Origin of the sequence: Crenobacter caeni, assembly GCF_010435965.1 — a bacterium.
GTDB lineage: Bacteria > Pseudomonadota > Gammaproteobacteria > Burkholderiales > Chromobacteriaceae > Craterilacuibacter > Craterilacuibacter caeni.
The window spans coordinates 177,031-201,861 of the sequence record NZ_JAAGAA010000005.1 but is presented as its reverse complement, the minus strand read 5'-3'; the positions used below and the strand labels follow the sequence as shown (position 1 = coordinate 201,861).

Below are 24,831 nucleotides of genomic sequence, written 5' to 3'. Positions count from 1 at the left end.
TGGTTCTCAGTGGGTGCGCGGGGCAAGGTAGGCGAGGTAGCGCCGCTCGAAGCGGCGGAACAGCCGGACGATCAGCCAGGTCAGCGCAAGGTAGAACAGCGCTGCCGCGATAAAGGGCTCGAACGGCATGTAATACGTCGAGTACAGCCGGTCGGCGGCGCCGGTGATGTCGAGCAGCGTCACCGTGCTGGCAAGGCTGGTCGCGTGCAGCATCATCACCACCTCGTTGCTGTACGCGGGCAGACTGCGCCGAAGCGCCGAGGGCAGCAGCACGCGCCGGTACAGGGTGAAGCGGTTCATGCCCATGCTGCGCGCGGCCTCGATCTCGCCGTGGCTGGTCGCGCGCAAGGCGCCGGCGAGCATCTCGGTGGTGTAGGCGCAGGTATTGATGGCGAGCGCGAGCATCGCGCAGAACCACGCGTCCGACAGCAGCGCCCACGCGGCGCTCTCGCGCACCAGCGCGAACTGCGACAGGCCGTAATAGATCAGGTAGAGCTGCAGCAGCATGGGCGTGCCGCGGATCACGTAGGTGAAGCCCCACACCGGCAGGCTGGCCAACCTGTTGCTGGACACGCGCAGCACGGCCAGCGGCACCGAGGCGGCAAGGCCGCAGGCGAGTGAGATGACCAGCAGCTTGACCGTGGTCAGCAGGCCCTCGCCGTACAGCTTCAGGTTATCCGGCTCGAGGACGACGGCAAAGTCGAGCATCACATCTCCCCCATGCGCACGCCGGCCGAGGTGCGGCGCTCGAGCGCGCGCAACAGCAGCAGCGAAACCGTGGTGATCATCAGGTAAACCGCGCCGACCACCAAGAGGTAGGTGAACGGCTCGCGGGTCGCCGCGCCGGCTTCGCGGGCGCGGTACATCATGTCCTGCAGACCGATCACCGACACCAGCGCGGTCGCCTTGGTGAGCACCAGCCAGTTGTTGGTGTAGCCGGGAATCGCCAGGCGGATCATCTGCGGCAGCACGATGCGCAGGAACACGCGCGGGCGGCTCATGCCGTACGCCCAGCCGGCCTCCCACTGGCCGCGCGGCACGGCGAGCAAGGCGCCGCGGAAGGTCTCGCTCAGGTAGGCGCCGTAGATGAAGCCGAGCGTCAGCACGCCGGCGATGAACTGGTCGAAGTCGACGGCGGGCAGCCCGAGCGACTCCAGCAGGCTGTTGGCGGCGACCTGTCCGCCGTAGAACACCAGCAGCATCAGCACGAGGTCGGGCACGCCGCGCACCAGCGTCGAGTACGCCTCGGCACTGCGGTTGAGCAAGGGCTGGCCCGCGAGGCGGCAGGCGGCGCCAACCAGGCCCAGCACGGTCGCGACGGCCAGCGAGGAGAGCGCGATCTTCAACGTGGTCGACGCACCGGCGACGATATACGCGGTATAACCTTCCAGCATCGGCAGGTTCCTTGTAGGCGGGCGCGCCGCAAGGCGCGCCCGGGTCAGCACCGGAAGGACTTACTCGCCGTAGGCGTCGAAGGCGAAGTACTTGTCGTTCACCTTCTTGTACGTGCCGTTCTTGCGCACGTCGACGATCGCCTTGTTGAAGTTGTTGCGCAGCGCGTCGTCGCCCTTGCGCACCGCGATGCCGGCGCCGTGGCCGAAGATGGCTTCGTCCTTCAGCACCGGGCCGACGAAGGCGTAACCCTTGCCTTCCGGCTTCTTCAGGAAGCCGGTGGAACCCTCGACGCTGTCGGCGACGGTCGCGTCCAGGCGGCCGGCGGCCATGTCGAGGTAAGCCTGCTGGGTGCTGTTGTACGGGACGACGGTCGCGCCGGCCGGCTGGTAGTACTTCAGCGCGTATTTTTCCTGGGTCGACGCCTTGAGCACGCCCACTCTCTTGCCCTTCAGGCTGTCCGGGGTGCCGGAGACGCTGCCTGCCCTGGCGATCAGGCGGGACGGGGTGTGGTAGTACTTGCTGGTGAAGTCGACGGCCTTCTTGCGCTCTTCGGTGATCGACATCGACGACACGATCGCGTCGTACTTCTTGGCGTTGAGCGCCGGGATGATCCCCTTCCACTCCTGCTCGACGAACACGCACTTGGCCTTCATCTGCGCGCACAGGGCGTTGGCCATGTCGATGTCAAAGCCGACCAGCTTGCCGTCGGCCGACTTGTACGCGAACGGCTCGTAAGTGGCGTCGACGCCGATGCGGATGGGGTCAGCCGCATGGGCCAGGCCGGAAGCCACAAGCGCGGCCAGCAAAGTGATTTTTTTCATCCAGAGATTCTCCCAGTTGGGGCCGCGCCGCACACCTCTATGTTGTGACGGGGGCTGGTCGGCCCAAGACGGACCCGATGTCCGCGCCGGAGCATTAAATCACTTTGACGATGCCAAACAGATACACCAATGCGACATATTGTTACGCCTTGATGAAAACCCCGCTTATATTTCCCAGCCGGGTGCCGGCAGGGTCGCGAACGCCTCGCGCAGGCCGCGGCTCCAGCCCTCGCGCAGGCACATGAAGTAAGGGTCGTTCTCGTTCAGGCGCACCGGCGCGGGGGCGCGTACGTCGTCCGGGCGCAGCCACACCAGGTCGACCGGCGCGCCGACCGACAGGTTGGAGCGCATCGTCGAGTCAATCGAGATCAGCGCGCACTGGATCGCCTGCGCAAGCGGTGTGTGGTAGTCCAGCACGCGGTCGAGGATGGGCTTGCCGTACTTGGATTCGCCGATCTGGAAGTACGGCGTGTCCTCGCTCGCCTCGATGAAGTTGCCCTGCGGGTAGACGTGGAAGAGGCGCACCGGCTCGCCGTCGACCTGCCCGCCCAGCAGGAAGTGGCTGGAAAAATCGACGCCGGCGGCCGTGTCGGCGTCGCGCGCGAGCACTTCGCGCAGCGTCGCGCCGACCAGCGCGGCCGCGTCGTACAGCGAGTCGACCGTCGCAAGTCCCGTACCGTCATGCAGCCGGAAGCGCCGCTCGAGCAAGCTGGCGACGCTCTGGCTGGTCGCAAGGTTGCCCGACGAGAGCAGCACCAGGCGCACCCCCGGCGCGCTGAACACCCGCATCTTGCGGAAGGTGGCGACATGGTCGACGCCGGCGTTGGTGCGGGTGTCGGAGGCGAACACCAGCCCTTCGGCCAGGCGGATCGCGACGCAATAAGTCATGGTTGTTCCCTGTCATTCGTCGGTAGCGCGCACGTCGGCGTGCGCGCGGTGCGTTTCGGCGCCGCCGCCCTGGCGCACGCCGCGCACCGGGCAGGCGTCCAGGTAGTCGAGCCCGACCGCCAGGCGCAGGTGGTGTTCGTCGGGCGCGCGTGCGTTGCTCACGTCAAAGCCGTGCCAGGCGTGGTCGAGCCAGACCTCCGCCCACGCGTGGCTGGCCGCGTGCGTCTCGTCCTCGTTCAGGAGGTAGCCGCTGACGTAGCGCGCCGGCAGCGCGAGCGTGCGGCAGGCGGCTACGAACACCTGCGTGTGGTCCTGGCACACGCCGGCACCAAGCGCCAGCGCGGCGGCCGCCGTCGTACCGGCCGAGGTCACCCCCGGCCGGTACGGCATCGCCTCGAGCACGCGTGCGGCCAAATCCGCGCAGCCGGCGACCGAGCGCGCGCTGCCCGCGGCCAGTTCGGCAATCGCCGCGCTCGCCGCAGTCAGCGCGCTTGGGCGCAGGTAGACCCGTACGTCGAGCGGCCCCAGCGCGGGGTCGGGGCCGGCGACCCGCGTCTCGACCTCGCCCTCGGCGAGCAGGCGGATCTCGTGGTGCGGCCCCTCCAGCGTGACAAGGTGGGTGCGGTTGCCAAAACCGTCCACCGTCTCGCTGGCAGGCCCGGGCAGCACCAGACGCCACGCGAGCACGCGCTGCGCGGCGCTGTCGGCGGGGGTCAGCCGCAACAGCTGGGTGCTGCGCGCGGGCGCACCGTCGTAGCGGTAGCAGGTCTCGTGGCGGATGCTCAGCCGCATCAGGCCGCCTCCAGATAGGCCTCGTGCACCAGCGCGCCCAGCCGCGTGATGTCGCCGAGCATGCGCGTGAGGTAGTCGTGCAGGCCGGCGTCGAACACCTCGTCGACGCTGGTATACGCCTGCGCCGCGCGCAGCTCGGCGGCCAGCCTTTTCGCCGCGCGGCCGTTGTCGCCCTCCAGCCTGGCGAGCCACTTGTAGATCTCGTCGAAGCACGCGCGCAGGCTGCGCGGCATGTCCGGGCGCAGCAGCAACAGCTCGGCGACGCGGCGGCCGGACGGGGCGTCGCGGTACAGCGCGTGGTAGGCCTCGAACGCGCCGACCGCGCGCAGCAGCGCGCTCCACGCGTAGTAGTCGGCCGCGTCCGCGTCGTCGAGCAGGTGGCGCTTGACCTCGAGCAGGCGCGCGGTGTTGTCGGCGCGCTCGATGAAGGTGCCCAGCCGGATGAAGGAGAACGCGTCGGTGCGCTGGCAGGTGCCGTGCGTCGCGCCGCGAAAGAGGTGCGAGCGCTCCTTCACCCAGTCGAAGAAGGCCTGGTCGCCTGCGCCGCCCTGCGCGAATTCGCGCGCCTCGAGCCAGGTCGCGTTGATCGACATCCACATCTCGGCGGTGATCTTGCCGCGCACCGCGTGCGCGTTGTCGCGCGCGTGGCGGATGCAGCTGAGAATGGACGAGGGGTTGCCCGCGTCGAAGCTCATGAACGCGAGCACCCGCGAGGCGTCGGGCTCGCCGTGCCGCGCAAGGTAAGCGTCCAGCGTGCCGGTGAGCACCAGCGGCGCCGAGACGTCCGCGCCGCCGCGCGAGGCCGGCAGCAGCGACACCGCCAGGCTCACGTCGAGCAGGCGGGCCAGGTTTTCGGCGCGTTCCATCTGGCGCGCCATCCAGAACAGGTGGTCTGCGGTTCTTGACAGCATTGCTTACTCCTCCAGTACCCAGGTGTCCTTGGTGCCGCCGCCCTGCGACGAATTGACCACCAGCGAGCCCGCCCGCAAGGCGACGCGGGTCAGGCCGCCGGCGACCATGCTGGTCTCGCGCCCGTCGGTCAGCACGAAGGGGCGCAGGTCGATGTGGCGCGGCGCGATGCCGGCCTCGACGAAGGTCGGGCACGACGACAGGCACAGCGTCGGCTGCGCGATATAGTTCTCCGGCTGTGCGATCAGCCGTGCGCGAAAATCTTCCAGTTCGGCGCGGCTGGCCGCCGGCCCCACCAGCATGCCGTAGCCGCCGGCGCCGTGGACCTCCTTCACCACCAGGCGCTCGAGGTTGGCCAGCACATGGTCAAGCTCGGCCGGATGGCGGCACTGGAAGGTCTCGACGTTGTCGAGGATGGGCGTCTCGCCCAGGTAGTAGCGGATCATCTCGGGCACGTAGGGGTAGATCGACTTGTCGTCGGCGACGCCGGTGCCGATCGCGTTGGCGAGCACCACGTTCCCCTTGCGGTACGCCTGCATCAGCCCGGGCACGCCGAGCATGGAGTCGGGGCGGAACGCGAGCGGGTCGAGGAAGGTGTCGTCGATGCGCCGGTAGATCACGTCGATCTGCTTGTGCCCGGCGGTGGTGCGCATGTACACATGGTCGTCGCGCACGAACAGGTCGCGCCCCTCGACCAGCTCGACGCCCATCTGCTGCGCGAGGAAGGCGTGCTCGAAGTACGCACTGTTGTGGTGCCCCGGGGTGAGCACGACCACGGTCGGGTTCTCGCGCGCCGAGGCCCTACGCAGCGTCGAGAGCAGCAGCGTCGGGTAATGATCGACCGGCGCGATGGCGTGGCGGGCGAACAGCTCCGGGAAGAGCCGCATCATCATCTTGCGGTTCTCCAGCATGTACGACACGCCGGAGGGCACGCGCAGGTTGTCCTCGAGCACGTAGTAGCCGCCGTCGGCGTGGCGGATCAGGTCGACCCCGGTCACCTGCGCCCACACCGCGCCGGGCAGGTTCACCCCCTGCATCAAGGGCTGGTACTGCGCGTTGGCGAATACCTGCTCGCCCGGCACCACGCCCGCCTTGACGATGCGGTGCTCGTGGTAGATGTCCTCGAGAAAGGCGTTGAGCGCGCGCACCCGCTGCGCGAGGCCCGCCTCGAGCTTCGCCCACTCGGCGGCGGGGATCACCCGCGGGATGGTGTCGAACGGGATCAGCCGCTCGGCGCCGGCGTCGTCGCCGTACAGCGCGAAGGTGATGCCGACCCGGTGGAAGAGCTGGTTGGCCTGCTCGCGCTTTTGCGCGAGCACCGACGGCGACTGCGCCTGCAGCCAGTGCGCGAAGGCGCGGTAGTGCGGGCGGATGCCGCCGCTTGGCAGCAGCATCTCGTCGAAATGGCCCGTCTCGGGCAGGGTCAGCGCGTGCATGGAGTGCTCCCTCTCGGTGTCCTGCCCAAGCCGTAGCAAGCCCCGTGCCACCGCCGGCGCTGATCTGGCCGCCGATCTCTGCTAGACTCGGCGACCGATCAGGCGCGTTGCCGCCCGGGCGACCCTGCTTTCCCTTGCCAGCGCCCGTCTCTTGCCTACCCTTCCCTGCATGAATACCGAAATCCAAGACCCTTTCGACCAGAGCGCGCTCACCGACTACCTCGAGGCGCACCGCGCGAGCCTCGTCACCACCGACGGCAGCTACGCCGTGTCCGTGCATGGGGAGGTGCAGGTGGACGGCCACACCGTCGCCTACCACCTGATCCCCGACGCGGGCTTTCTCGGCAAGTCGGGCAAGTGGCGGCGCCTCTCCGCGCAGGGCAAGCTCGAACTGTTGCGCGAGCGCTGGAACGCCGAGACCTGCGCCACGCTCGAGGCCGCGCTCGCTGACACCGCACGCGAGGTGCTGCAAACCGCCGGGCGCTATGGGCTGGACGCGCGGCGCGCGCTGTCGGCCTTTGTCGCCAAGTACGAACGCGCGAGCGAACGCATCCGGTTGGCCCAGACGCGTATCCGCGAAGCGTCGGCCGACAGCAAGGCCGACGAGGCGGCGGCGAGGACGCGCGCGGCGGTCAACCTGTCGCGCTACCCCGAGTCGTTCACCGTCGCGCAGGGCATGCAGCGCCACTTCATCGCGGTGCTCGGGCCGACCAACTCGGGCAAGACGCACGCGGCGATGGAGCACCTGGCCAAGGCCAAGAGCGGCGTCTACCTCGCGCCCCTGCGCCTTCTGGCGCTGGAAAACTACCAGCGCCTGGTCGACGCCGGCGTGCCGGTGAGCCTCATCACCGGCGAGCAGCGCAAGATCGACCCGGACGCGCGCCATGTGGCGAGCACCGTCGAGATGCTCAACGCCAACCGCCCGGTCGAGGTCGCGGTGATCGACGAGATCCAGCTCCTGGACGACCCGGACCGCGGCGCGGCGTGGACGGCGGCGGTGTGCGGCGTGCCGGCGCAAACCGTGTACCTGTTGGGTGCGCTGGAGGCGCGCGACGCGATCGAATCGCTGGTCGCGCGCGTCGGCGGCACGCTGGAAGTACGCGAACTGACCCGCAAGACCAAGCTCGAAATGGACAAGGCGCCGCTGGGTTCGCTCAGGAACCTGATGCCCGGCGACGTGCTGATCGCGTTTTCCCGGCGCGAGGTGCTCGCCTGGCGAGACCGCGCGATCGAGGAAGGCCACTCGGTGTCGGCGATCTACGGCAGCCTGTCGCCCGAGGTGCGCCAGGCGCAGGCCGAGCGCTTCGTCGAGGGGCACACCAGCGTGGTGGTCGCCACCGACGCGATCGGCATGGGACTGAACACGCCGGCGCGCCGCGTGATCTTCACCACCGACAGCAAGTTCGACGGCGTCGCCGAGGGGCTGATCCCGGCGCCCCTGGCGCGGCAGATCGCCGGTCGCGCCGGGCGCTTCGGCAAGCACGAGACCGGTTTTGTCGCCGGCATCGACGCGCGCACGCACAAGAGCATCGCGCAGCTTTTGCGGCAAAAGCCGGAGCCCTTGCCCGACACCGGCTTTTACGTCGCGCCCAACCTCGCCTACCTGCAGGACATCTCGCAGGCGACCGGCGAGACGAAGCTTGCCGCGCTGCTCGAGCTCTTCACCAAGCACATCAACGTGCACGACGAATTCTTCCTGCCGGCCAACCTCTCCGAGCAGATGGAGAAGGCGCGCTGGCTGGACGCCCTGCCGCTCACGCTGGAAGACCGTTTCACGCTGAGCCTGACCCCGGTGTCGACGCGCATCCCCATGCTGGAGCGTGCGCTGTTCGACTGGGCCGAGGCGCGCGCGCGCGGCCGCACCGCCACCGTGCTGCGCATGGGCGAGGTGGCGCCGGGGCGCAACGCGCTGCAAAGGCTGGAAGACCTGTGCAAGCTGTACGCCGCGTACGCGTGGCTCGCCTACCGCATGAGCGACACCTTCCCCGACGGCGAGATGGCACAGGCCTTGATGCTCAAGGCGTCCGACGAGATCGACGCGATGCTGCAGCAGCAGAACCGCCGCTCGCGCGGCAAGCCAGGCGGCAAACAGGGTAAGCCGCAGGGCGCGCGCCGCGGCGGTGGCGCCGGCGGCAAGCCGCGTGGCAAGCGCCCGCCGCCGCGCCACGGCTAAAACCTGCCCGCGGGAGCGTGGGCACGCCCCGAGGCGTGCCGCCTTGGGCAGCGTCTATGCTTGATGCGTGATGCTGCCCGAGGACGCCGCCGTGCCGACCACCCGTACCGAACACGACTCGCTGGGCGAGATCGACATCCCTGCCGACCGGCTGTGGGGCGCGCAGACCCAGCGCGCGCTCGCCCACTTCGCCGTCGGCCGCGAGAAAATGCCGCGCGAGATCCTCGGCGCGTACGCGCTGATCAAGAAGGCATGTGCACTGGCCAACGCGCAACTGGGCGAGATCGCGCCGCAGCAGGCGGCGCTGATCGTGCGGGTGTGCGACGAGATCCTCGGCGGCCGCCTCGACGGCCACTTCCCGCTGCCACCGTGGATTAGCGGCAGCGGCACCCAGTTCAACATGAACGTCAACGAGGTGATCGCCAACCGCGCGAGCGAACTGGACAACGAGCCGGTCGGCAGCCACAGCCCGCTGCACCCGAACGACCATGTGAACCGCTCGCAGTCGAGCAACGACACCTTCCCGACCGCCTTGCACGTCGCCTCCGCCCTCACCTTGCAGCGCGTGCTGCTGCCCGCGTTGCAGCAACTGGAGTTCGCCTGCGCGCACAAGGCCGCCTTGTGGGCGGGCCTCGTCAAGGTCGGCCGCACCCACCTGATGGACGCGGTGCCGATGACCGCCGGCCAGGAGTGGTCGGCGTTCGCCAGCCAGCTTGCCGCGTGCCGCGCCGACGTCGAGCACGCGCGCGCCGGCCTCTACCCGCTGCCCTTGGGCGGCACGGCCCTTGGCACCGGCATCGGCGCGCCGCCGCGCTTTGCAGCGCTGGCGGTCAACCAGCTCGCCAATTTCAGCGGGCTGCCGTTTAGCGTCGCCGACAACCGCTTCGCGCTACAGGCCTCGCACGACGCGCTCGCGCGCGTCTCCGCCGCGCTGCGCACGCTGGCAGGCGTGCTCTTCAAGATCGCCAACGACATCCGCCTGCTCGCCAGCGGCCCGCTGTGCGGCTTCGCCGAGCTGATCCTGCCCGAGAACGAACCGGGCTCGTCGATCATGCCGGGCAAGGTCAACCCGACGCAGTGCGAGATGCTGGCGATGGTCGCGCTGCAGGCGATGGCCAACGACCACGCGGTCGCGCTGGGCAACGCCGCCGGCATGCTGCAGCTGAACGTGTACAAGCCGCTGATCGGGCGCAACCTGATCGAGTCGGCGAACCTGCTGGGCGAGGCGATGGCCAGCTTCCGCCAGTACCTGGTCGACGGCTGCGTGCCGGACGAGACGCGCCTCGCCGACTACAGCGACCGCGCGCTGATGCGGGTGACCGCGCTGTCGGTGCATATCGGCTACGAGAAGGCTGCGCAGATCGCCCGCCTCGCGCTGACCCGCCGCGTCCCGCTGAGGGACGCCGCGCTCGAGCTGGGCGTCGCACCCGAACTCTTCGACCGGGTGTGCGACGCGTACCGGATGACGCAGCCGCCCGATGCTTGACGCGCGCGCCTGCCTTGCCCTTGCCGCGCTGCTGGCCGCCGCGCTCGCCCACGGCGGCGCCTCGCCGGACGCCCGGACCCTCGCCGTACTCTTTCGGGCGGCCGACCCGGCCGGCGAAGCGGCCGCGCGCGCGTACGCAGAGGCGCGCGGCGTGCCGGCAAGCCACCTTATCGCGGTGCATGTCCCCAAGGGTGCGGTGCTCGCGCCGGCCGCGCTGCCCGCGCTCAGGCGCGAGATCGAAAGGAAGCTGCCCGCGGGCACCCGCGCCCTGGCGCTGGCCTGGACCGAGCCTTACGCGGTCGGCTGCAACAGCGTCACCTCGGCGCTGACGCTGGGCTTTGACGCGCGCCAGTGCACGGAGACTTGCGCGGCCGGCCGCGACAGCCCCTTTTTCAACGCCAAGGGGCCGCTCAAGGGCCCGCTACTTCCGCCATCGATGCTGCTCACCGACGACGCCGCGCTCACCCGCACGCTCGCCCGGCGCGGCCGTGCGGCGCAGGCGCCGCCGGATGCAGCGGCCTACTTCGTGGTCAGCGGTGACGCCGCGCGCGACAGCCGCGCGCGTTTCTTCCCGCCCGAGGGCGCGCACACAGTCGGCGCCGTGCGGCTGGTCACGCTAAAGGGCCGCGCGCTCGCCCCGGCGCGGGGCGCGATGTTCGTCTTCACCGGCGACACCGACGCGCACGAGGTCGCGCGCGCGTCGCTGTTGCCCGGCGCGCTGGCCGACCACCTGACCTCGTTCGGCGGCGTGCTCGCGGGGGGGACGCAAATGCCGGCGACCGCCTGGCTCAAGGCCGGCGCCAGCGCGAGCTACGGCACGGTGTCCGAGCCTTGCAACTGGCCGCAGAAGTTCCCGCACCCGCAGGTGCTGGTCGCGCGCTACCTCGCGGGCGACACCGCGCTCGAGGCGTACTGGAAGAGCGTACTGTGGCCCGCGCAGGGGCTGTTCGTCGGCGACCCGCTCGCCGCGCCGTACGCGGCGGCCCGGCGCTGAACGCTCAGGGCGCGAGCGCGGGGCGGCGAGCGGACCACGGCCGCGCCGCCTCCAGTTGCGAGGCGACGCGGAACAAGAGGTCCTCGCGGCCGTAGGCGGCGGCCAATTGCACGCCAACCGGCAGGCCTTCTGCGTTCCAGTAAAGCGGCAAGGACGCCGCCGGCTGGCCGGTCGCGTTGAAGATCGGCGTGTAAGGCAGCGCGGCGAAGGCCTTGTCGACGATCTCGTCGACCACGCCCAGCGCGCGGAACACCTGCCCGCTGCCCAGCCGGCCGAGCACGCGCATCAACAACTGCTCGGCAGGCGTCGGCTGCAAGGCGCCGTGCGGGTGCGGCGCCGCCGCCATGGTCGGCGTCAGCAACAGGTCGTACCCGGCGTGAAAGCGCCCCATCTCGCGCGCGGCACCGTCCAGTACCCGGCACGCGTCAGCGAGCCTGTCCGCGCCGAAACTCTGCCCCAACAGCCCCAGCACCCAGGTCGGCGGCTCGAAGTCGGCCATGCGCGCACGCACGCCGGCCGTCCTTGCCACCCACTCGATGTCGGCGCGGGCCTCGGCCGCGACCATCACGAAGAACGCCCGTGCAATCGCTTCGGCGTCGAGCGCCGGCGTCGCCTCGACCAGCTCGTGGCCGAGCGAGCCCAGCAGCGCCACTGCGTCCTCCAGCGCCGCCACGCTGTCGGCGTCGGCCCGCCCCTTGCCGAACAGCGCGCGCGCGGTGTACGCGATGCGCAAGCGGCCGGGCGGCGCGCCGACCTCGGCGAGGAAGGGCCTCACAGGTGCCGGCGCCGCGCACGGCGCACCCGCGTCGACGCCGTGCACCGCGTCGAGCATCGCCGCGCTGTCGCGCACCGAGCGGGTGATCACGTGTTCCTGCACCAGACCGTGCCAGGGGATGCCGGGCCACGGCCCGCTGGGCACCCGAGCGCGCGAAGGCTTGAGCCCGAACAGGCCACAGAACGCGGCCGGGATGCGGATCGAACCGCCGCCGTCGCCGCCACCCGCCATCGGCACGATGCCGGCGGCCACCGCCGCGGCCGAGCCGCCGCTGGAGCCCCCTGCCGTCAGTCCAAGCCGCCACGGGTTGCGGGTCGCCCCGCTGACCGCCGGCTCGGTGTAGCTGGTCAGCCCGAGCTCGGGCGTGTTGCTGCGCCCGACGATCACCAGGCCCGCCTTGCGGTAGCGCGTCACCAGTTCGCTGTCGGCGCCAGCCCTGACCGTCTGCAGCAAGCGGGTGCCGGCGCCGATGGGCTCGCCCGCACAGTCGGACAGCAGCGCCTTGACGATGAAGGGCACGCCGGTAAACGGCCCGTCGGGCAAGCCCGGCAAGGATGCCGCCGCCTGCCCGCGCATGTCGTGCACCACCGCGTTGATGCGCGGGTTGACCGCGTCCAGTTGCGCGAGGCACGCCTGCAAGACCGCCTCCCGGCTCACTTCACCCGAACGGATGCGCGCGGCCAGCGCCGTCGCATCGCACTGCTGGTAATCCCCGAATCCCGACATGGCGCCTCCCGTTAAGCCCATGTCATTTTAAGGCAGGCGCGAGCCGGCAGCCAACGCCGCCCGCGCTCACCCGCCTGCAGGGGCCCGTTCGCCGGCACCTGGGCAATGTGCGCCGCGCAGCAGCGGGCGCAGCGCGATGAGCATCCGCCGCTGCGCGTCTACTTCGCCCTGCCTCGCCTCGACGTTGACGTAGACGAGGCCTAGCCGCGCGGCGAGCACCGACAGTGAGCCGTCGTCCGGCACCCGCGCGTTGTCCTGCAGTACCACGTTGAAGCCCTGCGCCGACAGTGCGGCGAAGAGCCGCGCGTCGGTCAGGTAGAAGAAGTTGTCCGGCGCAGCGGGCTCGCCCAGGTGCACCGCACGGGCGGCGGCGGCAAGCTTGCCGCCCGCCAGGTAGGACGCGGCCGAGTAGCCGCCGGCGTGGTTGTTGTGCAGCGCGACCACGGCCGACGCCCGGGCGACGCCGGCCGTGGCCAAGAGTTGCCCGGCAAAGCGCGCGAGCGCTTGGCGCGCCGGCCAGGCGTCCTTGCCGTAGTATGCGAGGGTCGCCGCGACGCCCGCGGGCGTGAAGATGCGGTTGGGGTCGGCGCGGTAGGTGTCGCCGTTCACCGTAAAGGCAAGCGCGCGGCGCTGGCCGTTCAAGAGCCAGACAAGACGCGCATCCCGTGCGGGCCAGGCTTGCTGCGCGGCCAGCCGCGCGGTCTGTTCGCTGTCGTGCAGGCCGATCAACAGCACGCCGCCTTCGCACTGCGCCGCGCCGACCGCAAGCCCGACGCTGGCGTCCCCCAGCGCAAGCGCATGCCAAAGCGAGCCCGGCGGCGGCAGCGGCGGCACGGGTGCAGGCTGCGGCGCGGGCGCACGCGCGCACGCGGCAAGCAGCAGGCAGACGGACAGGTAACGGCAGGTAGCGGACATCCGCACAGCCTAGCCGAACGCGCCTGCCTTCGCCGACTCAGGCGGGCATGGCGGCCGCCTCGCGCACGCGCGCCTCGAACGCGTCGGGCGCCTCGGGGCGGCCGAACCAATAGCCCTGGAACAGCGTGCAGCCGGCCTGCGCAAGCGCATGGTATTCCTCCGCGTTCTCCACCCCCTCGGCCAGCACGGCCAGGCCCAGGCTCTCGCCCAGCGCGAGCACGGTGCGCGCGATCGCCGCGCCGTTGCCGTCCCGGTGGATGTCGCGCACGAAGGCCTGGTCGATCTTGAGTTCCGACAGGGGCAGGCGTTTGAGGTAGGCGAGCGACGAATAGCCGGTGCCGAAATCGTCCAGCGAGAAGCGCACGCCGTGCGCGGCGAGCGCCTGCATGCACTCGATCACCCGCTGCGGCTCGTCGATCAGCACGCTCTCGGTCAGCTCGATCACCAGACGCGCCTCGACGCCGGCTGCGAGCGCGAGCACCCGCGCGGCGAACCCTTCCTGCTCGAACTGACGCGCGCTGACGTTGACCGACAGCGGCAGGCGGCCCAGCACCGGCTCGTTTTCCCACGCGCGCAGGCGGTCACACGCGAGCGACAGCACCTGATCGCCCAGCGTCTCGATCAGCCCGCACGCCTCGGCCAGCGGGATGAACTCGCCGGGAGGGACGGTGCCGAACGCCTCGTCATGCCAGCGCGCGAGCACCTCGGCGCCGACCACCCTGCCCGCCGCGCCGACTTGCGCCTGCAGGTGGCAGGTGATCCTCGCCTCGTCCACCGCCTTGCGCAGCGCGGACTCCAGCGCAGTACGCCGCACCAGCGCGGCGAGCATGTCCGGGTCGAACAGCGCGTAGCGGTTGCGCCCGCCGCTTTTCGCCCGGTACATCGCGGCGTCGGCACGCTTCATCAATTCGTCGACCGACAGGGGCGCGTCGGTCAGCACCACGCCGATGCTCGCCGAGCAGCGGTACTCGCAGGGCTTTGCGCCGGCGTCGCTGCCTTCCAGTTCGAACGGCGCGGCCAGCGCGGACACCAGCTTGCCGGCGATGCAGCCGGCCGCCTGCCACGCCGCGTCGCCCTGGCCGAGGTCTTCTGCGATCACCACGAATTCGTCGCCGCCCAGCCGCGCGACGGTGTCATTGGCGCGCACGCTCGCCAACAGCCGCAGGCCCACCTGCGCGAGCAGGCGGTCGCCGGCAGCGTGGCCCTGGGTGTCGTTCAGCGCCTTGAAGTTGTCGAGGTCTATCATCAGCAGCGCCGCCTGGCTGCCCCGGCGCACGCTGCCCAGCAAGGCGCGCTCGAGGCGGTCGGCGAGCAGGCGGCGGTTGGGCAGCCCGGTCAGCGCGTCGTAGTAGGCGAGCTGCTCGATCTCCGCCTCGGCGGCCTTCTGCTCGCTGATGTCCAGGCAATACGCGATATAGCCAAGGAAATCGCCGTGGCGGCTGTAGCGCGGCGACGCGTCGACGCTGAACCAGCGCGCCTCGCCCTGCGCCGGCAGCAGCCTGAGCTGGGTGAACAGGCGCTTGCGCGCCGCGAACGCCGCGCGGTAGCCGGCGAGCGCCGCGTCGCGGTCTTCCGGGTGCACCGCGGCAAGCCAGCCCTCGCCGGCGGCCATCTGCAGCGACTGCCCGGTAAACACCCGCCAGCGCGCGTTGACGAAGTCGAAGCCCGTGTCCGCCCCCGACGTCCAGATCAGCGCGCTGCCGCTGTCGGCCAGCGTACGGTAGTGCTGCTCGCTCTCGCGCAGCCCCTCCTCCGCCCGCTTGCGTGCGCTGACGTCGTGCGCGATGCCGAGGATGCCCAGCAGGCCGCCGTCCATGTCGCGCATCGGCGTCTTGGTCGTCTCGAACAGGCCGCGGTAGCCGTCCGCCGCGAAGGTCAGCCACTCCTCGTTCAGCAGGGGCTGGCCGGCGGCGGCGGCACGCCGGTCGTAGGCGGTGAAGGCGTCGGCCTGCGCCGCATCGACGAAGTCGTAATCGGTCTGCCCCTTGATTTTCGCCTCGCTCCAGCCGTACAGCCGCTCGAACGCGGCGTTGCACGCGAGGTAGCGCCCGTCCGGCGCCTTCAGCCAGACCGGGTCGGGGATGGTGTCGAACAGCGCACGAAAGCGGCCGCGTTCAAAGGCGAGCGCCCGGTACGGGTAGAGCACGCCGGAGACGAATACCGCGCGGTAGACCAGCACGCTGGCCGCGACCTTGTACAAATGCCCAAGCAGGTTGAAGAGGTCGGTCACGTCCGAGTAGAGCGTGAAGAAGAGTTCGGCCAACGCGAAGATCCACGCGGCGGCGGCGAAGGCGGCCGACAGCGTATCGTGCCGGGCGAGCGCGCGGCGGGCGAACAGCCAGGCCGCCAGCCCGTACACGCCGCTGATCGCGTATTCGGCGAAGATCTTGAACGGCGTCAGCCCCTGCCCCGCCTCGAAGGTGCGCGGGAACAGGTAGGGGTGGTAGAGCACCGCCGCACCGCACAACAGCGCGCACGCCCCTGCCGCCAGGTAGGCGGCGCCGGCCCGGCGGCCCGACCAGTGCCCGCCAGGCTTGAGTGCGACGGCCAGCAGCGCGAGCGCGGAAGCCGCGCGCGCCATCAGCCAGAAGTTGATCGCCTTCTCCGGACCGCTGGCCGTCACCAGGGGCGGCATGCCGGCGTACGAGAGCACATGGCCGAAGTCGAGCAGCCCCGCCGCGAGGAAGCCCGCGCCCAGCAGCAGCCGCGGCCGGTTGTCGGTTTCCCTGCGCAGGCTCCACGCCAGCGTCGACACCATCACCGCGACCAGCATCGCCACGAATTCGAGCAGGGTGTGCAGCGGCAGGTAGGACGCCGGGGCGGCGAAGAAGCGGCCGGACGGCAGCAGGCCGCCCGCCGCGAACAGCACGGTCAGCAGCGCGGCGAGGCGCCAGGACGGGTAACAGCCTGACAGGCGGCGGGCAAGGCGGGGCAGTGGCGGCATTGGGACAGCGGGCTCGGGGTCGAACAACCATCATGCCGTTTGGGTATAAAACAAGCAACGACTACCGCCAGCGCCTGGCCGCGCCCTACCACGCGCAGAGGAAGGTCACCAGGAAGGGCACCGACAAGTCGACCGCGAAGCCGTGCAGCATCGCGACGAACACCCAGTCGCGCCCGCATACCCGGCTGATCACCGGCAAGGTGGTGTCCATCGTCGTCGCGCCGCCGGCGGCGATCGGCGCCAGGCGGCCGAACCACGCGAACAAAAGCGGCGCCATCAAAAGCGCGAAGATCTCGCGGAACACGTTGGACACCAGCGCGATGGTGCCAAGCTCGGCGCCCTTGTACTGGGTGATGAAGATCGACGACAGCGAGTAGTAGCCGAAGCCCGCGCCGACCGCCATCGACTCGGTCGGCGACACGTCGCTGATCGCGAAGCTCACCAGGAAACTGCCGAGCAGGGTGCCGACGATGGTCGAGAGCGGCACCAACAGGATGCGCGGGCGCATGCGGGCGAGCGTGCGGCGCAGCGTGTCGTCCGAGCCCACCGACACGCCGACGCAGAACAGCAGGGCAAACAGCGCCCACAGGGTCAGCGAGTCCGCCTCGAAGCCTTGCGGCCACAGGTCAAACGCGGCCAGCAGCACGCCGGCGACGAAGCAGCCGATCACCACCAGCGCGCCCTTCATGCCGGCAGCTCCCGGAAGAAGCGGCGGTACACCCACCACGAGGCGAGCACGCTGCCCATGGTCGAGGCGAGCGAGATCAGCACGCCCTTCGCACCGATGGTCGACAGGTTGGCGAGGATGGTCTCGTTCTGCCCGACCGACACGCCGAGAAAAAACAAGAGCAGCATGATCGCGAACGAGATCAGGCGGCCGGTATGGCGGACGGCGCGGCTGTCGCGCGCGAAGTGGCCGACGACAACGCCGGCAATCAGACAGGCAAGGACACTGAACATCGAGGGATTCCGCAGGCAAAAACAACGGCCGGGGCAGCCCCGGCCGGCAACAGCACAGTCATACCATGCCCGATTAGCATTTTCAATGCGTATCGGGCAATGGATTGTCTTGCCTCAAAGGTCTGCCGCGGCCGCCTCGCCCTGCGGCTGCATCGCCCACAGCGCGCTGTAGCGCCCGCCTGCGGCGACCAGCGCGCGGTGGCTGCCGCGCTCGACGACCCGCCCGGCGTCGAGCACCACGATCTCGTCGGCGTCGACGATGGTCGACAGCCGGTGCGCGACCACCAGCGTGGTGCGCCCGCTGGCCGCTGCCGCCAGTTCCTGCTGGATCGCGCGTTCGGTACGCGAGTCGAGCGCGCTGGTCGCCTCGTCGAAGATCATGATCGGCGGGTTCTTCAGAAGCGCGCGCGCGATGGCGACGCGCTGCTTCTCGCCGCCGGAGAGCTTGAGGCCGCGCTCGCCGACCTGGGTGTCGTAGCCGTCGGGCAAGCCCTCGACGAAGGCGTGGATATGCGCGCGCCGCGCCGCGTCGATCACCTCTTCGCGGCTGGCCTCAGGCCGGCCGTACGCGATGTTCGCCCAGATGGTGTCGTTGAAGAGCACGGTGTCCTGCGGCACGATGCCGATGTGCGCGCGCAGGCTGTCCTGCGTCAGCTGCCGGATGTCGGTGCCGTTCACGCGCACCGCGCCGCCCGACACGTCGTAGAAGCGGAACAACAGCCGCGCGAGCGTCGACTTGCCGGCGCCGGACGCGCCGACCACCGCCAGCGTCTTGCCGGCCGGGATGGTGAAGCTCACCTGCTTCAGGATTTCCCGCTTGCCGTCGTAAGAGAAATCGACCGCGTCGAAGCTGACCGTCGCCTCGTTGCCGACAAGCACCTTGGCACCGGGCGCGTCGGCGACCTCCTCGTCCTGGCGCAAAAGCCCGAACATGCGCTCCATGTCGGCCAGCGCGTGGCGGATCTCGCGGTAGACGAAGCCCAGAAAGTGCAGCGGCGACCACAGTTGCGTGAGGTAGCTGGCCACCAGCACCACGTCGCCGACCGTCATCGTTCCGGCCACCACCCCGCGCGCGGCCATCACCATCACCGAGGTGACGCCCACCGCGATGATCACGCCCTGCCCGGCGTTCAGCAAAGACAGCGACACCTGGTTCTTGACCGCCGACGCCTCCCAGCGGGCGAGGCCCTCGTCGTAGCGCGCGGCCTCCCAGTTTTCGTTGCCGAAGTACTTGACCGTCTCGTAGTTGATCAGCGCGTCGATCGCCTTGGCGTTGGCCTTGGAGTCGAGGTCGTTCATGGTGCGGCGGAACACCGTGCGCCACTCGGTGACCACCAGCGTGAAGCCGATGTAGACGGCGATGGTCGCCACCGTCACCAGCGCGAACCAGACGTCGAACAGCCAGAACAGGATGCCGGCGACCAGCGCGATCTCGATCAGCGTCGGCAGGATGTTGAACACCGTGAAGTTGAGCAAAAAGCCGATACCCTTGGTGCCGCGCTCGATGTCGCGGCTCATCCCGCCGGTCTGCCGCCCCAGGTGGAAGCGCAGCGACAGCCGGAACAGGTGCGCGAACACCTGCCGCGCCACCTGGCGGATCGCGCCCTGGATCACCCGCGCGAACACCGCGTCGCGCACCTCGCCCAGCACGCTGGAGAGCAGGCGGGCAACGCCGTAGCCGGCCAGCGCCATCACCGGCACTGCAAGCAAGGTGGCCGGCACCGACAGCGCGTCGACGATGTCCTTCAGGAACAGCGGGACGGTGACGGTGGCGACCTTGGCGCCGATCAGGCAGGACAGCGCCAGCGCGAGCCGCCCCTTGAAGCGCAGCAGATAGGGCCACAACGTGCGCAGCGTCTGCCAGTCGTCACGGTCGGTCGGCGGGGGGGTGGTATGGGTAAAACGCATGGGTTCTGCTTGCCTGTGAAATTCTTGTCGGCCAGATTGAAACAGAACCCGGAGGGAAACGCCATGTGGATCCTGCTGGCCGAAGCGGCGCTGGCGCTGTTGCTCGCCGCCTTTATCGTGTGGTGGACCTGGCCGCGCGGCTGAATCAGTGCAGGCTGCGCGGCGCGATGAGCCTGAACTCGGGGATGTCGGCGTCGAAACGCTCGCCGTCCGCGCCGACCATCTGGTAGCTGCCGCGCATGCTGCCCCACGGCGTGGTCAGCCGCGTCCAGCTGTCGTACTCGTAGACGCCGCCTGCCTCGATGCGCGGCGTCTCGCCGACCACGCCGCGCCCGCGCACCTCCTCGACGTGGCCATTGGCGTCGGTGATCACCCAGTGCCGGGCGAGCAGGCGCACCGGCGCCTCCCCCCGGTTGCGGATCGCCACCCGGTAGCCGAACGCGTAAACGTCCGCCGCCACGTCCGACTCGTCCGCCAGATAAAACGGCACCACCTCGACTTCGACCATCACCCTCTCCTTGCAATTGACACGCCGCGGTGCGCGGCCGACAATCCGCCGCAGCACACCACCCAACCAGCATAGATGTCAGACATCGCCGACAAGCGCAAGCGCTTCATCCTGGCCGCGGTTCTCGCCGCCGCCGTGCTCGCCGCCTACGCCGCATGGCAAGGCTTTTCCAACGCAACGCTGCAAGCCGCCCAGCAAGGCCCCGAACTGCTGCAGCCGTTCACGCCGTCGGCCAACACCGACCCGGTCGCCGCGTATACCCCGCACCCGCACTCGGGCAAGGTCACCGTGCTGCCGCGCGCGGTGGCCCGTGCACAGCCGGCCGCCGCCGACGCGTCCGCCCCGGCCGAAGAGGCGCTCTCCGAGTTGCCGGCCGAAGAGGCCGCAGCCTCGCCGACAGAGGAAGCCGCACCGGTAGCCGAAGGCACGCAGTGACGGCGCCGGCATGACGCAGGCGGCAGGCGGGCGTTACAATGCCCGCCTCCCGTCCAACCATGCCGACACCATGAACTACCGCATCGCCCCCAGCATCCTGTCCGCCGACTTCGCCCGCCTGGGCGAGGAGATCCGCGACGTCGTCGCCGCCGGCGCCGACATCATCCACTTCGACGTGATGGACAACCATTACGTGCCCAACCTGACCATCGGCCCGATGGTGTGCGAGGCGATCCGCCCGCATACCAGCGCGCCGATTGACGTGCACCTGATGGTCAAGCCGGTCGACGCGCTGGCGGCGATGTTCGCCAAGGCCGGCGCCGACATCATCACCTTCCACCCCGAGGCCTCCGAGCATGTCGACCGCACGCTGGGGCTGATCCGCGACGCCGGCTGCAAGGCGGGCCTGGTGTTCAACCCGGCCACCAGCCTCTCTTACCTCGACCACGTGATGGACAAGGTCGACATGATCCTCATCATGTCGGTCAACCCGGGCTTCGGCGGGCAGAGCTTCATCCCCGAGGCGCTGAACAAGATCCGCGCCGCGCGCGAGCGCATCGACGCGTACACCGCGCGCACCGGCCGCGAGATCTGGCTGGAAGTCGACGGCGGCGTCAAGGTCGACAACATCCGCGAAATCGCCGAAGCCGGCGCCGACACCTTTGTCGCCGGCTCCGCGATCTACGGCAAGCCCGACTACAAGGCGGTGATCGACGCGATGCGCGCCGAACTCGCCAAGGCCGGCCGCTAAGAGGGGCGAGACATGGACATCAAGCACCTCAAGGCCTTCGCCTTTGATCTGGACGGCACGCTGAGCGACTCGATCGCCGACCTGGCCGGCGCCGCCAACCGCATGCGCGCGGCGCTCGGCATGCCGCCGCTGGAACAAGCCCGCATCCAGAGCCACGTCGGCGACGGCATCGCGTCCCTGGTACACCGCGCGCTGACCGACGAGCGCGACGGCGTGGCCGACCCCGCGCTGTGGGAGCGGGGCTACACCCTGTTCGTCACCGAGTACGCGGCGCACCTGGCCGACCACACCCGCCTCTACCCGGGCGTGCTCGACGGCCTGCAGCTTTTGAAGACCCTGCAGCTGCCGCTGGCGGTGGTCACCAACAAGTCCGAACGCCTGGCCGTGCCGCTGCTGCAAAAGCTTGGCATCGCCGATTTGTTCTCGCTGGTGATCGGCGGCGACACCCTGACCGAGAAGAAGCCGTCCGGCCTGCCGGTGCGCCACGCCGCCGAAGTGATGGGCGTCGAGGCCGGCCAGCTTGGCATGGTCGGCGACTCGGTCAACGACGTGAAAGCCGCGCGCGCAGCGGGCGCCGTCGCCATCGCGGTCAGCTACGGCTACGAGGACGTTTCCACGCTGGAAGCGGACGTGGTGGTCGACAACCTTGCCCAGCTCTACGATTTGATGAAAAATGGCTAGCGATCTGACATACAACTGACCGCAAGCTCATGACGATACTGCTCCCGGCCCTGCTGCCCTGCCGATGGCGACGCTAGACACGCACTAGATCCCCGCCACCTACACATCAGCCCCACCGGGAGCCCCCATGCTGCAAACCGAATTCAACGCGCTGGCCGACGCCGGCTACAACCGCATCCCCGTCACCCTCGAGCTGTTCGCCGACCTCGACACCCCCTTGTCGGTCTACCTGAAGCTCGCCAACGCGCCCTACTCCTACCTGCTCGAATCGGTAGTCGGCGGCGAACGCTTCGGCCGCTACTCCTTCATCGGCCTGCCCGCCACCACCCGCGTGCGGGTGAACCGTGACCGGGTGCAGGTCGAGTACGGCGACAAGGTGATCGAACGCCACCAGGGCGACCCGCTCGCCTTCATCGAGGCGTTCCAGCAGCGCTTCCACACCCCGCCCGCCGAAGCCCTGCCGCGCTTCGCCGGCGGGCTGGTCGGTTACTTCGGCTACGACACCGTGCGCTATGTCGAGAAGCGCCTCGCCGACGGCCGCAAGGAAGACCCGGCCGGCACGCCGGACATCCTGTTGATGCTCTCCGAAGAGCTGGCGGTGGTCGACAACCTCTCGGGCAAGCTCACGCTGATCGTGTACGCCGACCCGGCGGTACCCAACGCGCTGCAAAAGGCGCACGCGCGCCTCGCCCAGCTGCGCGGCCGCCTGCGCGAACCCTCGCCCTTGCCGCTGTCGCTGCCCTCGCAAACCACGCAGGCAACGTCCGAGTTCGGGCAGGAGGCGTTCAAGGCGGCGGTCGAGTCGGCCAAGCGCTACATCGTCGACGGCGACATCATGCAGGTAGTGCTCTCGCAGCGCATGAGCATGCCGTTCACCGACTCGCCCCTGTCGCTCTATCGCGCACTGCGCAGCCTCAACCCCTCGCCCTACATGTTCCTCTACCACTTCGACGACTTCCACGTCGTCGGCGCGTCGCCCGAGATCCTGGTGCGCCGCGAGCACGACACAGTGACGGTGCGCCCGATCGCCGGCACCCGCGTGCGCGGCAAGAACCGCGAGGAAGACGAGGCGCTGGCCGCCGACCTGTTGGCCGACCCCAAGGAAATCGCCGAGCACGTGATGCTGATGGACCTGGGCCGCAACGACGTCGGCCGCGTCGCCGACACCGGAAGTGTGCGCGTCACCGACAATATGGTCATCGAGCGCTACTCGCATGTGATGCACATCGTCTCCAGCGTGGAAGGCACGGTGTCGCCCGCCACCTCGAACATAGACGTGCTGCGCGCCACCTTCCCCGCCGGCACCCTCTCCGGCGCGCCCAAGGTGCGCGCGATGGAAATCATCGACGAATTCGAACCTTCGGGGCGCGGCGTGTACGGCGGCGCCGTCGGCTACCTCGGCTTCTCCGGCGACATGGACCTCGCCATCGCCATCCGCACCGCGGTAATCAAGAACGGCGTGCTCACCGTGCAATCCGGCGCCGGCGTGGTCGCCGACTCGGTGCCCGAATCGGAATGGCAGGAAACCCAGAACAAGGCCCGCGCGGTGATCCGCGCAGCTGAATTGGTGCAGGCAGGGTTGGATGGGTGAACATTTTTCACAAACGACCCGGCACTCGGGGATAAAGTAGTCTGCGAGAAATTGCAAATACCATATCTGGAGCCAATATTATGTTCTTGCATGCAGACTACGTAATTTCCATTCTTTCCAATGAGTTAATAAAAAGAACTGGTTCATGTAACGGCTTGAGCCCAATGAAATACATGTCAGCGGCTTCGTGCGCACACCCATCCCCAATTGGGAATATCCATTTATACGACAGAGCCACCAACAAAAAAGACAATTTAGTCTGGACGCTTCGCCTCAGAGCAAACAAGTCCGATCACAACGCCCTCATCAACCAAGCAAAGCTAATCTGGTCTTTATTTGCCGAAGGAGAATTCATATCCTCAACACTAGGCACCATCACCATAAAGAAAATAAAAATCCACCCACCCATTAACGCAAAAGGCTGTGCTGCAACAGATTTTGACATTGAGCTAAATTTTGAAATAGAACTAGCAAAAGAAATCCATGAAAGTAAATTTTTAACCAGCAATGAACCATGGGTTTCGTGCAAGCTATTTGGTTTTTACATCAAATCAGAAATAGTAGACGTGATAAATACAAAAGGGGTAGAAACATCAATTGGCTGGTGCATCCCAAAGTCTGTAAACTTACTGCATGTAGCAGATGGCTACTCATTCAACCAATCAACTGGGCTCAGTTATTCAATAACAGCAACATACAAAAAAGACAGCAATGCATCGGTAATTTTACTTGAACAACTACACGAAAAATTAGATATTGCAGAACACGGCATCTGCAGAGATTTTTTTAAAGCGTTAACAACGGAACGAAATACAATTGCGAAAAACGAGGAATCTGAATTAGTTCGCATTCAAACGCACTGGAGGACTAAACCAAAATGAAAATTTATCCGTACAAATAAAAATCACATATGCAAGCATAAACACAACACCCCTAACCAGACCAGACTGAACTTATATTTATATTTTTGCAAAATTTTGGAGAGTGCAAATGGGACTATTAAACACAATAGTAGGCTCAACCATTGGAGCAGTCATAAACGGACAAATTAAACGTCCAGTTAACAATCTTGTCGAGAGTTTTATTGACAATGCAGTTCGAGACAAAGTCTCTGCACCGGCTATTGGCAGTGTAATTTATTGTGATTTAGCAGCAGGAACTGCAGAACACTCCGGAATTTACATTGGCAGCAACAATATAGTTCACCTAAGTGGCGATGGAATAATAGAGCGCGTTAATCCAAAACAGTTCATAAATAGACTTGGCGGTTGGAATACCGCAATATCAATTTATGTATCTTGCAATGCAGGCACTCCTGTCGGATCTACAAATGTTGCAAAGCTTGCAGAGTCAATGATTGGAAGTCAACGAAGCTATAACCTTATAATGGATAATTGCCATCAATTTACAGCTGGCTGCCTATCTGGAAATTTTGAAAATTCATGCAACTTCTTCACATTCCTAAAAGATGAAGTACAAATCAGAATTGGAGGAACTGAATGGCGGGTGTGGGATTTATAAAAGCAATTGGCTCATAGATGTAAAGTCACGGACGATTAAACACTACAGACTGTCACCCACCATCATCAGTCAGATAGAAATGGGCAAGGGGCTTATGGCGACAAGCCCCTTGCATCCAAAACGCCGTCGGCGGCCCGCAAAACCCAGTCATAAAAACGGTCGGCAAGGCGCTGGCCAACTCCATGCGTGCGAATCTTTGATTCGCTCAGCGGGGTATTCGCT

At 67.7% G+C, this 24,831-nt stretch carries 24 protein-coding genes; 10 read left to right on the top strand and 14 right to left on the bottom strand.

Translation table 11 applies throughout. The features are described 5' to 3' along the window. Positions 1-6: 6 nt before the first annotated feature. From GZH52_RS07680 to GZH52_RS07650, 7 genes are all read right to left on the bottom strand, one after another. Positions 7-708 (bottom strand): ABC transporter permease, encoded by a 702-nt coding sequence (locus GZH52_RS07680; RefSeq protein WP_203525670.1) that lies wholly within the window; start codon positions 706-708, stop codon positions 7-9. Further along, positions 708-1,394: an ABC transporter permease gene (locus GZH52_RS07675; RefSeq protein WP_163315892.1), complete on the bottom strand. Its 687-nt coding sequence runs from the start codon at positions 1,392-1,394 to the stop codon at positions 708-710. The genes GZH52_RS07680 and GZH52_RS07675 overlap by 1 nt, the downstream gene beginning before the upstream one ends. Before the next feature lie 60 nt (positions 1,395-1,454). Beyond that, positions 1,455-2,216, bottom strand: a complete 762-nt coding sequence (locus GZH52_RS07670; RefSeq protein WP_163315891.1) for an ABC transporter substrate-binding protein — start codon at positions 2,214-2,216, stop codon at positions 1,455-1,457. Positions 2,217-2,381: 165 nt separating this feature from the next. Continuing rightward, positions 2,382-3,104: a proteasome-type protease gene (locus GZH52_RS07665; RefSeq protein ID WP_163315890.1), complete on the bottom strand. Its 723-nt coding sequence runs from the start codon at positions 3,102-3,104 to the stop codon at positions 2,382-2,384. A gap of 12 nt (positions 3,105-3,116) precedes the next feature. Then, positions 3,117-3,896 (bottom strand): transglutaminase family protein, encoded by a 780-nt coding sequence (locus tag GZH52_RS07660; RefSeq protein ID WP_163315889.1) that lies wholly within the window; start codon positions 3,894-3,896, stop codon positions 3,117-3,119. Further along, positions 3,896-4,807, bottom strand: a complete 912-nt coding sequence (locus tag GZH52_RS07655) for an alpha-E domain-containing protein (RefSeq protein WP_163315888.1) — start codon at positions 4,805-4,807, stop codon at positions 3,896-3,898. The genes GZH52_RS07660 and GZH52_RS07655 overlap by 1 nt, the downstream gene beginning before the upstream one ends. 3 nt (positions 4,808-4,810) lie before the next feature. Continuing rightward, on the bottom strand, positions 4,811-6,241 hold the full coding sequence (locus GZH52_RS07650; protein ID WP_163315887.1) for a circularly permuted type 2 ATP-grasp protein: 1,431 nt from the start codon (positions 6,239-6,241) through the stop codon (positions 4,811-4,813). A 169-nt stretch (positions 6,242-6,410) separates the two neighbouring features. On the opposite strand from GZH52_RS07650, the gene GZH52_RS07645 reads away from it, so the two are divergent. The 3 genes from GZH52_RS07645 to GZH52_RS07635 all read left to right on the top strand — a co-directional run bounded on the left by GZH52_RS07645 (position 6,411) and on the right by GZH52_RS07635 (position 10,894). Beyond that, the gene (locus tag GZH52_RS07645) at positions 6,411-8,414 is read left to right on the top strand and encodes a helicase-related protein (RefSeq protein ID WP_163315886.1); all 2,004 of its coding nucleotides are present in this window, start codon (positions 6,411-6,413) and stop codon (positions 8,412-8,414) included. 70 nt (positions 8,415-8,484) lie between these two features. Continuing rightward, positions 8,485-9,900, top strand: coding sequence for a class II fumarate hydratase (locus GZH52_RS07640; protein WP_203525669.1), 1,416 nt, complete (start codon positions 8,485-8,487; stop codon positions 9,898-9,900). Further along, positions 9,893-10,894 carry a TIGR03790 family protein gene (locus tag GZH52_RS07635; protein ID WP_163315885.1) on the top strand — a complete coding sequence of 334 codons (1,002 nt, stop codon included), beginning with the start codon at positions 9,893-9,895 and terminating at the stop codon, positions 10,892-10,894. The genes GZH52_RS07640 and GZH52_RS07635 overlap by 8 nt, the downstream gene beginning before the upstream one ends. Before the next feature lie 4 nt (positions 10,895-10,898). On the opposite strand, the gene GZH52_RS07630 is transcribed toward GZH52_RS07635, so the two are convergent. The 6 genes from GZH52_RS07630 to GZH52_RS07605 form a co-directional block, all read right to left on the bottom strand. Next, positions 10,899-12,395 carry an amidase gene (locus tag GZH52_RS07630; protein WP_163315884.1) on the bottom strand — a complete coding sequence of 499 codons (1,497 nt, stop codon included), beginning with the start codon at positions 12,393-12,395 and terminating at the stop codon, positions 10,899-10,901. 66 nt (positions 12,396-12,461) lie between these two features. Continuing rightward, a complete protein-coding gene (locus GZH52_RS07625) occupies positions 12,462-13,310 on the bottom strand; it encodes a hypothetical protein (RefSeq protein WP_163315883.1) in 849 nt (282 codons plus the stop codon). A gap of 37 nt (positions 13,311-13,347) precedes the next feature. After that, positions 13,348-16,254: a bifunctional diguanylate cyclase/phosphodiesterase gene (locus tag GZH52_RS07620; protein WP_163315882.1), complete on the bottom strand. Its 2,907-nt coding sequence runs from the start codon at positions 16,252-16,254 to the stop codon at positions 13,348-13,350. 85 nt (positions 16,255-16,339) lie between these two features. Beyond that, on the bottom strand, positions 16,340-16,942 hold the full coding sequence (locus GZH52_RS07615) for a LysO family transporter (protein WP_163315881.1): 603 nt from the start codon (positions 16,940-16,942) through the stop codon (positions 16,340-16,342). Then, positions 16,939-17,214 (bottom strand): LysO family transporter, encoded by a 276-nt coding sequence (locus GZH52_RS07610; RefSeq protein WP_163315880.1) that lies wholly within the window; start codon positions 17,212-17,214, stop codon positions 16,939-16,941. Before GZH52_RS07610 ends, GZH52_RS07615 begins: the two co-directional genes overlap by 4 nt. 114 nt (positions 17,215-17,328) lie before the next feature. After that, a complete protein-coding gene (locus GZH52_RS07605; RefSeq protein WP_163315879.1) occupies positions 17,329-19,122 on the bottom strand; it encodes an ABCB family ABC transporter ATP-binding protein/permease in 1,794 nt (597 codons plus the stop codon). Between the two features lie 9 nt (positions 19,123-19,131). Between GZH52_RS07605 and GZH52_RS16995 the strand changes: the two genes are divergently transcribed. After that, positions 19,132-19,266: a hypothetical protein gene (locus tag GZH52_RS16995; RefSeq protein ID WP_275405051.1), complete on the top strand. Its 135-nt coding sequence runs from the start codon at positions 19,132-19,134 to the stop codon at positions 19,264-19,266. A 1-nt stretch (position 19,267) separates the two neighbouring features. On the opposite strand, the gene apaG is transcribed toward GZH52_RS16995, so the two are convergent. Beyond that, on the bottom strand, positions 19,268-19,630 hold the full coding sequence (gene apaG / locus GZH52_RS07600) for a Co2+/Mg2+ efflux protein ApaG (RefSeq protein ID WP_163315878.1): 363 nt from the start codon (positions 19,628-19,630) through the stop codon (positions 19,268-19,270). 75 nt (positions 19,631-19,705) lie between these two features. Here apaG and GZH52_RS07595 point away from each other — a divergent pair, with 75 nt between their 5' ends. From GZH52_RS07595 to GZH52_RS07570, 6 genes are all read left to right on the top strand, one after another. Continuing rightward, the gene (locus tag GZH52_RS07595; RefSeq protein WP_163315714.1) at positions 19,706-20,065 is read left to right on the top strand and encodes a hypothetical protein; all 360 of its coding nucleotides are present in this window, start codon (positions 19,706-19,708) and stop codon (positions 20,063-20,065) included. Between the two features lie 70 nt (positions 20,066-20,135). Beyond that, positions 20,136-20,816: a ribulose-phosphate 3-epimerase gene (rpe, locus tag GZH52_RS07590; protein WP_163315967.1), complete on the top strand. Its 681-nt coding sequence runs from the start codon at positions 20,136-20,138 to the stop codon at positions 20,814-20,816. Positions 20,817-20,828: 12 nt separating this feature from the next. After that, on the top strand, positions 20,829-21,497 hold the full coding sequence (locus tag GZH52_RS07585; RefSeq protein WP_163315877.1) for a phosphoglycolate phosphatase: 669 nt from the start codon (positions 20,829-20,831) through the stop codon (positions 21,495-21,497). A gap of 127 nt (positions 21,498-21,624) precedes the next feature. Next, complete coding sequence (gene trpE / locus GZH52_RS07580) at positions 21,625-23,088, top strand: anthranilate synthase component I (protein WP_163315876.1); 1,464 nt, start codon at positions 21,625-21,627, stop codon at positions 23,086-23,088. Between the two features lie 80 nt (positions 23,089-23,168). Beyond that, entirely contained in the window at positions 23,169-23,969 is an 801-nt protein-coding gene (locus tag GZH52_RS07575; RefSeq protein WP_163315875.1) for a hypothetical protein, read from the top strand. A 109-nt stretch (positions 23,970-24,078) separates the two neighbouring features. Beyond that, positions 24,079-24,609 (top strand): lecithin retinol acyltransferase family protein, encoded by a 531-nt coding sequence (locus GZH52_RS07570; RefSeq protein WP_203525668.1) that lies wholly within the window; start codon positions 24,079-24,081, stop codon positions 24,607-24,609. Positions 24,610-24,831: the final 222 nt, after the last annotated feature.

What these genes read in the sequence shown, in the direction of transcription:
- GZH52_RS07670 (WP_163315891.1), bottom strand. Translation starts at nt 2,216, where the DNA reads ATGAAAAAAATCACTTTGCTGGCCGCGCTTGTGGCTTCCGGCCTGGCC.
- GZH52_RS07595 (WP_163315714.1), top strand. Translation starts at nt 19,706, where the DNA reads ATGTCAGACATCGCCGACAAGCGCAAGCGCTTCATCCTGGCCGCGGTT.
- GZH52_RS07650 (WP_163315887.1), bottom strand. Translation starts at nt 6,241, where the DNA reads ATGCACGCGCTGACCCTGCCCGAGACGGGCCATTTCGACGAGATGCTG.
- rpe (WP_163315967.1), top strand. Translation starts at nt 20,136, where the DNA reads ATGAACTACCGCATCGCCCCCAGCATCCTGTCCGCCGACTTCGCCCGC.
- apaG (WP_163315878.1), bottom strand. Translation starts at nt 19,630, where the DNA reads ATGGTCGAAGTCGAGGTGGTGCCGTTTTATCTGGCGGACGAGTCGGAC.
- trpE (WP_163315876.1), top strand. Translation starts at nt 21,625, where the DNA reads ATGCTGCAAACCGAATTCAACGCGCTGGCCGACGCCGGCTACAACCGC.
- GZH52_RS07635 (WP_163315885.1), top strand. Translation starts at nt 9,893, where the DNA reads ATGCTTGACGCGCGCGCCTGCCTTGCCCTTGCCGCGCTGCTGGCCGCC.
- GZH52_RS07640 (WP_203525669.1), top strand. Translation starts at nt 8,485, where the DNA reads ATGCTGCCCGAGGACGCCGCCGTGCCGACCACCCGTACCGAACACGAC.
- GZH52_RS07660 (WP_163315889.1), bottom strand. Translation starts at nt 3,896, where the DNA reads ATGCGGCTGAGCATCCGCCACGAGACCTGCTACCGCTACGACGGTGCG.
- GZH52_RS07575 (WP_163315875.1), top strand. Translation starts at nt 23,169, where the DNA reads ATGTTCTTGCATGCAGACTACGTAATTTCCATTCTTTCCAATGAGTTA.
- GZH52_RS07585 (WP_163315877.1), top strand. Translation starts at nt 20,829, where the DNA reads ATGGACATCAAGCACCTCAAGGCCTTCGCCTTTGATCTGGACGGCACG.
- GZH52_RS07655 (WP_163315888.1), bottom strand. Translation starts at nt 4,807, where the DNA reads ATGCTGTCAAGAACCGCAGACCACCTGTTCTGGATGGCGCGCCAGATG.
- GZH52_RS07615 (WP_163315881.1), bottom strand. Translation starts at nt 16,942, where the DNA reads ATGAAGGGCGCGCTGGTGGTGATCGGCTGCTTCGTCGCCGGCGTGCTG.
- GZH52_RS07680 (WP_203525670.1), bottom strand. Translation starts at nt 708, where the DNA reads ATGCTCGACTTTGCCGTCGTCCTCGAGCCGGATAACCTGAAGCTGTAC.
- GZH52_RS07570 (WP_203525668.1), top strand. Translation starts at nt 24,079, where the DNA reads ATGGGACTATTAAACACAATAGTAGGCTCAACCATTGGAGCAGTCATA.
- GZH52_RS07630 (WP_163315884.1), bottom strand. Translation starts at nt 12,395, where the DNA reads ATGTCGGGATTCGGGGATTACCAGCAGTGCGATGCGACGGCGCTGGCC.
- GZH52_RS07665 (WP_163315890.1), bottom strand. Translation starts at nt 3,104, where the DNA reads ATGACTTATTGCGTCGCGATCCGCCTGGCCGAAGGGCTGGTGTTCGCC.
- GZH52_RS07605 (WP_163315879.1), bottom strand. Translation starts at nt 19,122, where the DNA reads ATGCGTTTTACCCATACCACCCCCCCGCCGACCGACCGTGACGACTGG.
- GZH52_RS07675 (WP_163315892.1), bottom strand. Translation starts at nt 1,394, where the DNA reads ATGCTGGAAGGTTATACCGCGTATATCGTCGCCGGTGCGTCGACCACG.
- GZH52_RS07625 (WP_163315883.1), bottom strand. Translation starts at nt 13,310, where the DNA reads ATGTCCGCTACCTGCCGTTACCTGTCCGTCTGCCTGCTGCTTGCCGCG.
- GZH52_RS07610 (WP_163315880.1), bottom strand. Translation starts at nt 17,214, where the DNA reads ATGTTCAGTGTCCTTGCCTGTCTGATTGCCGGCGTTGTCGTCGGCCAC.
- GZH52_RS07620 (WP_163315882.1), bottom strand. Translation starts at nt 16,254, where the DNA reads ATGCCGCCACTGCCCCGCCTTGCCCGCCGCCTGTCAGGCTGTTACCCG.
- GZH52_RS07645 (WP_163315886.1), top strand. Translation starts at nt 6,411, where the DNA reads ATGAATACCGAAATCCAAGACCCTTTCGACCAGAGCGCGCTCACCGAC.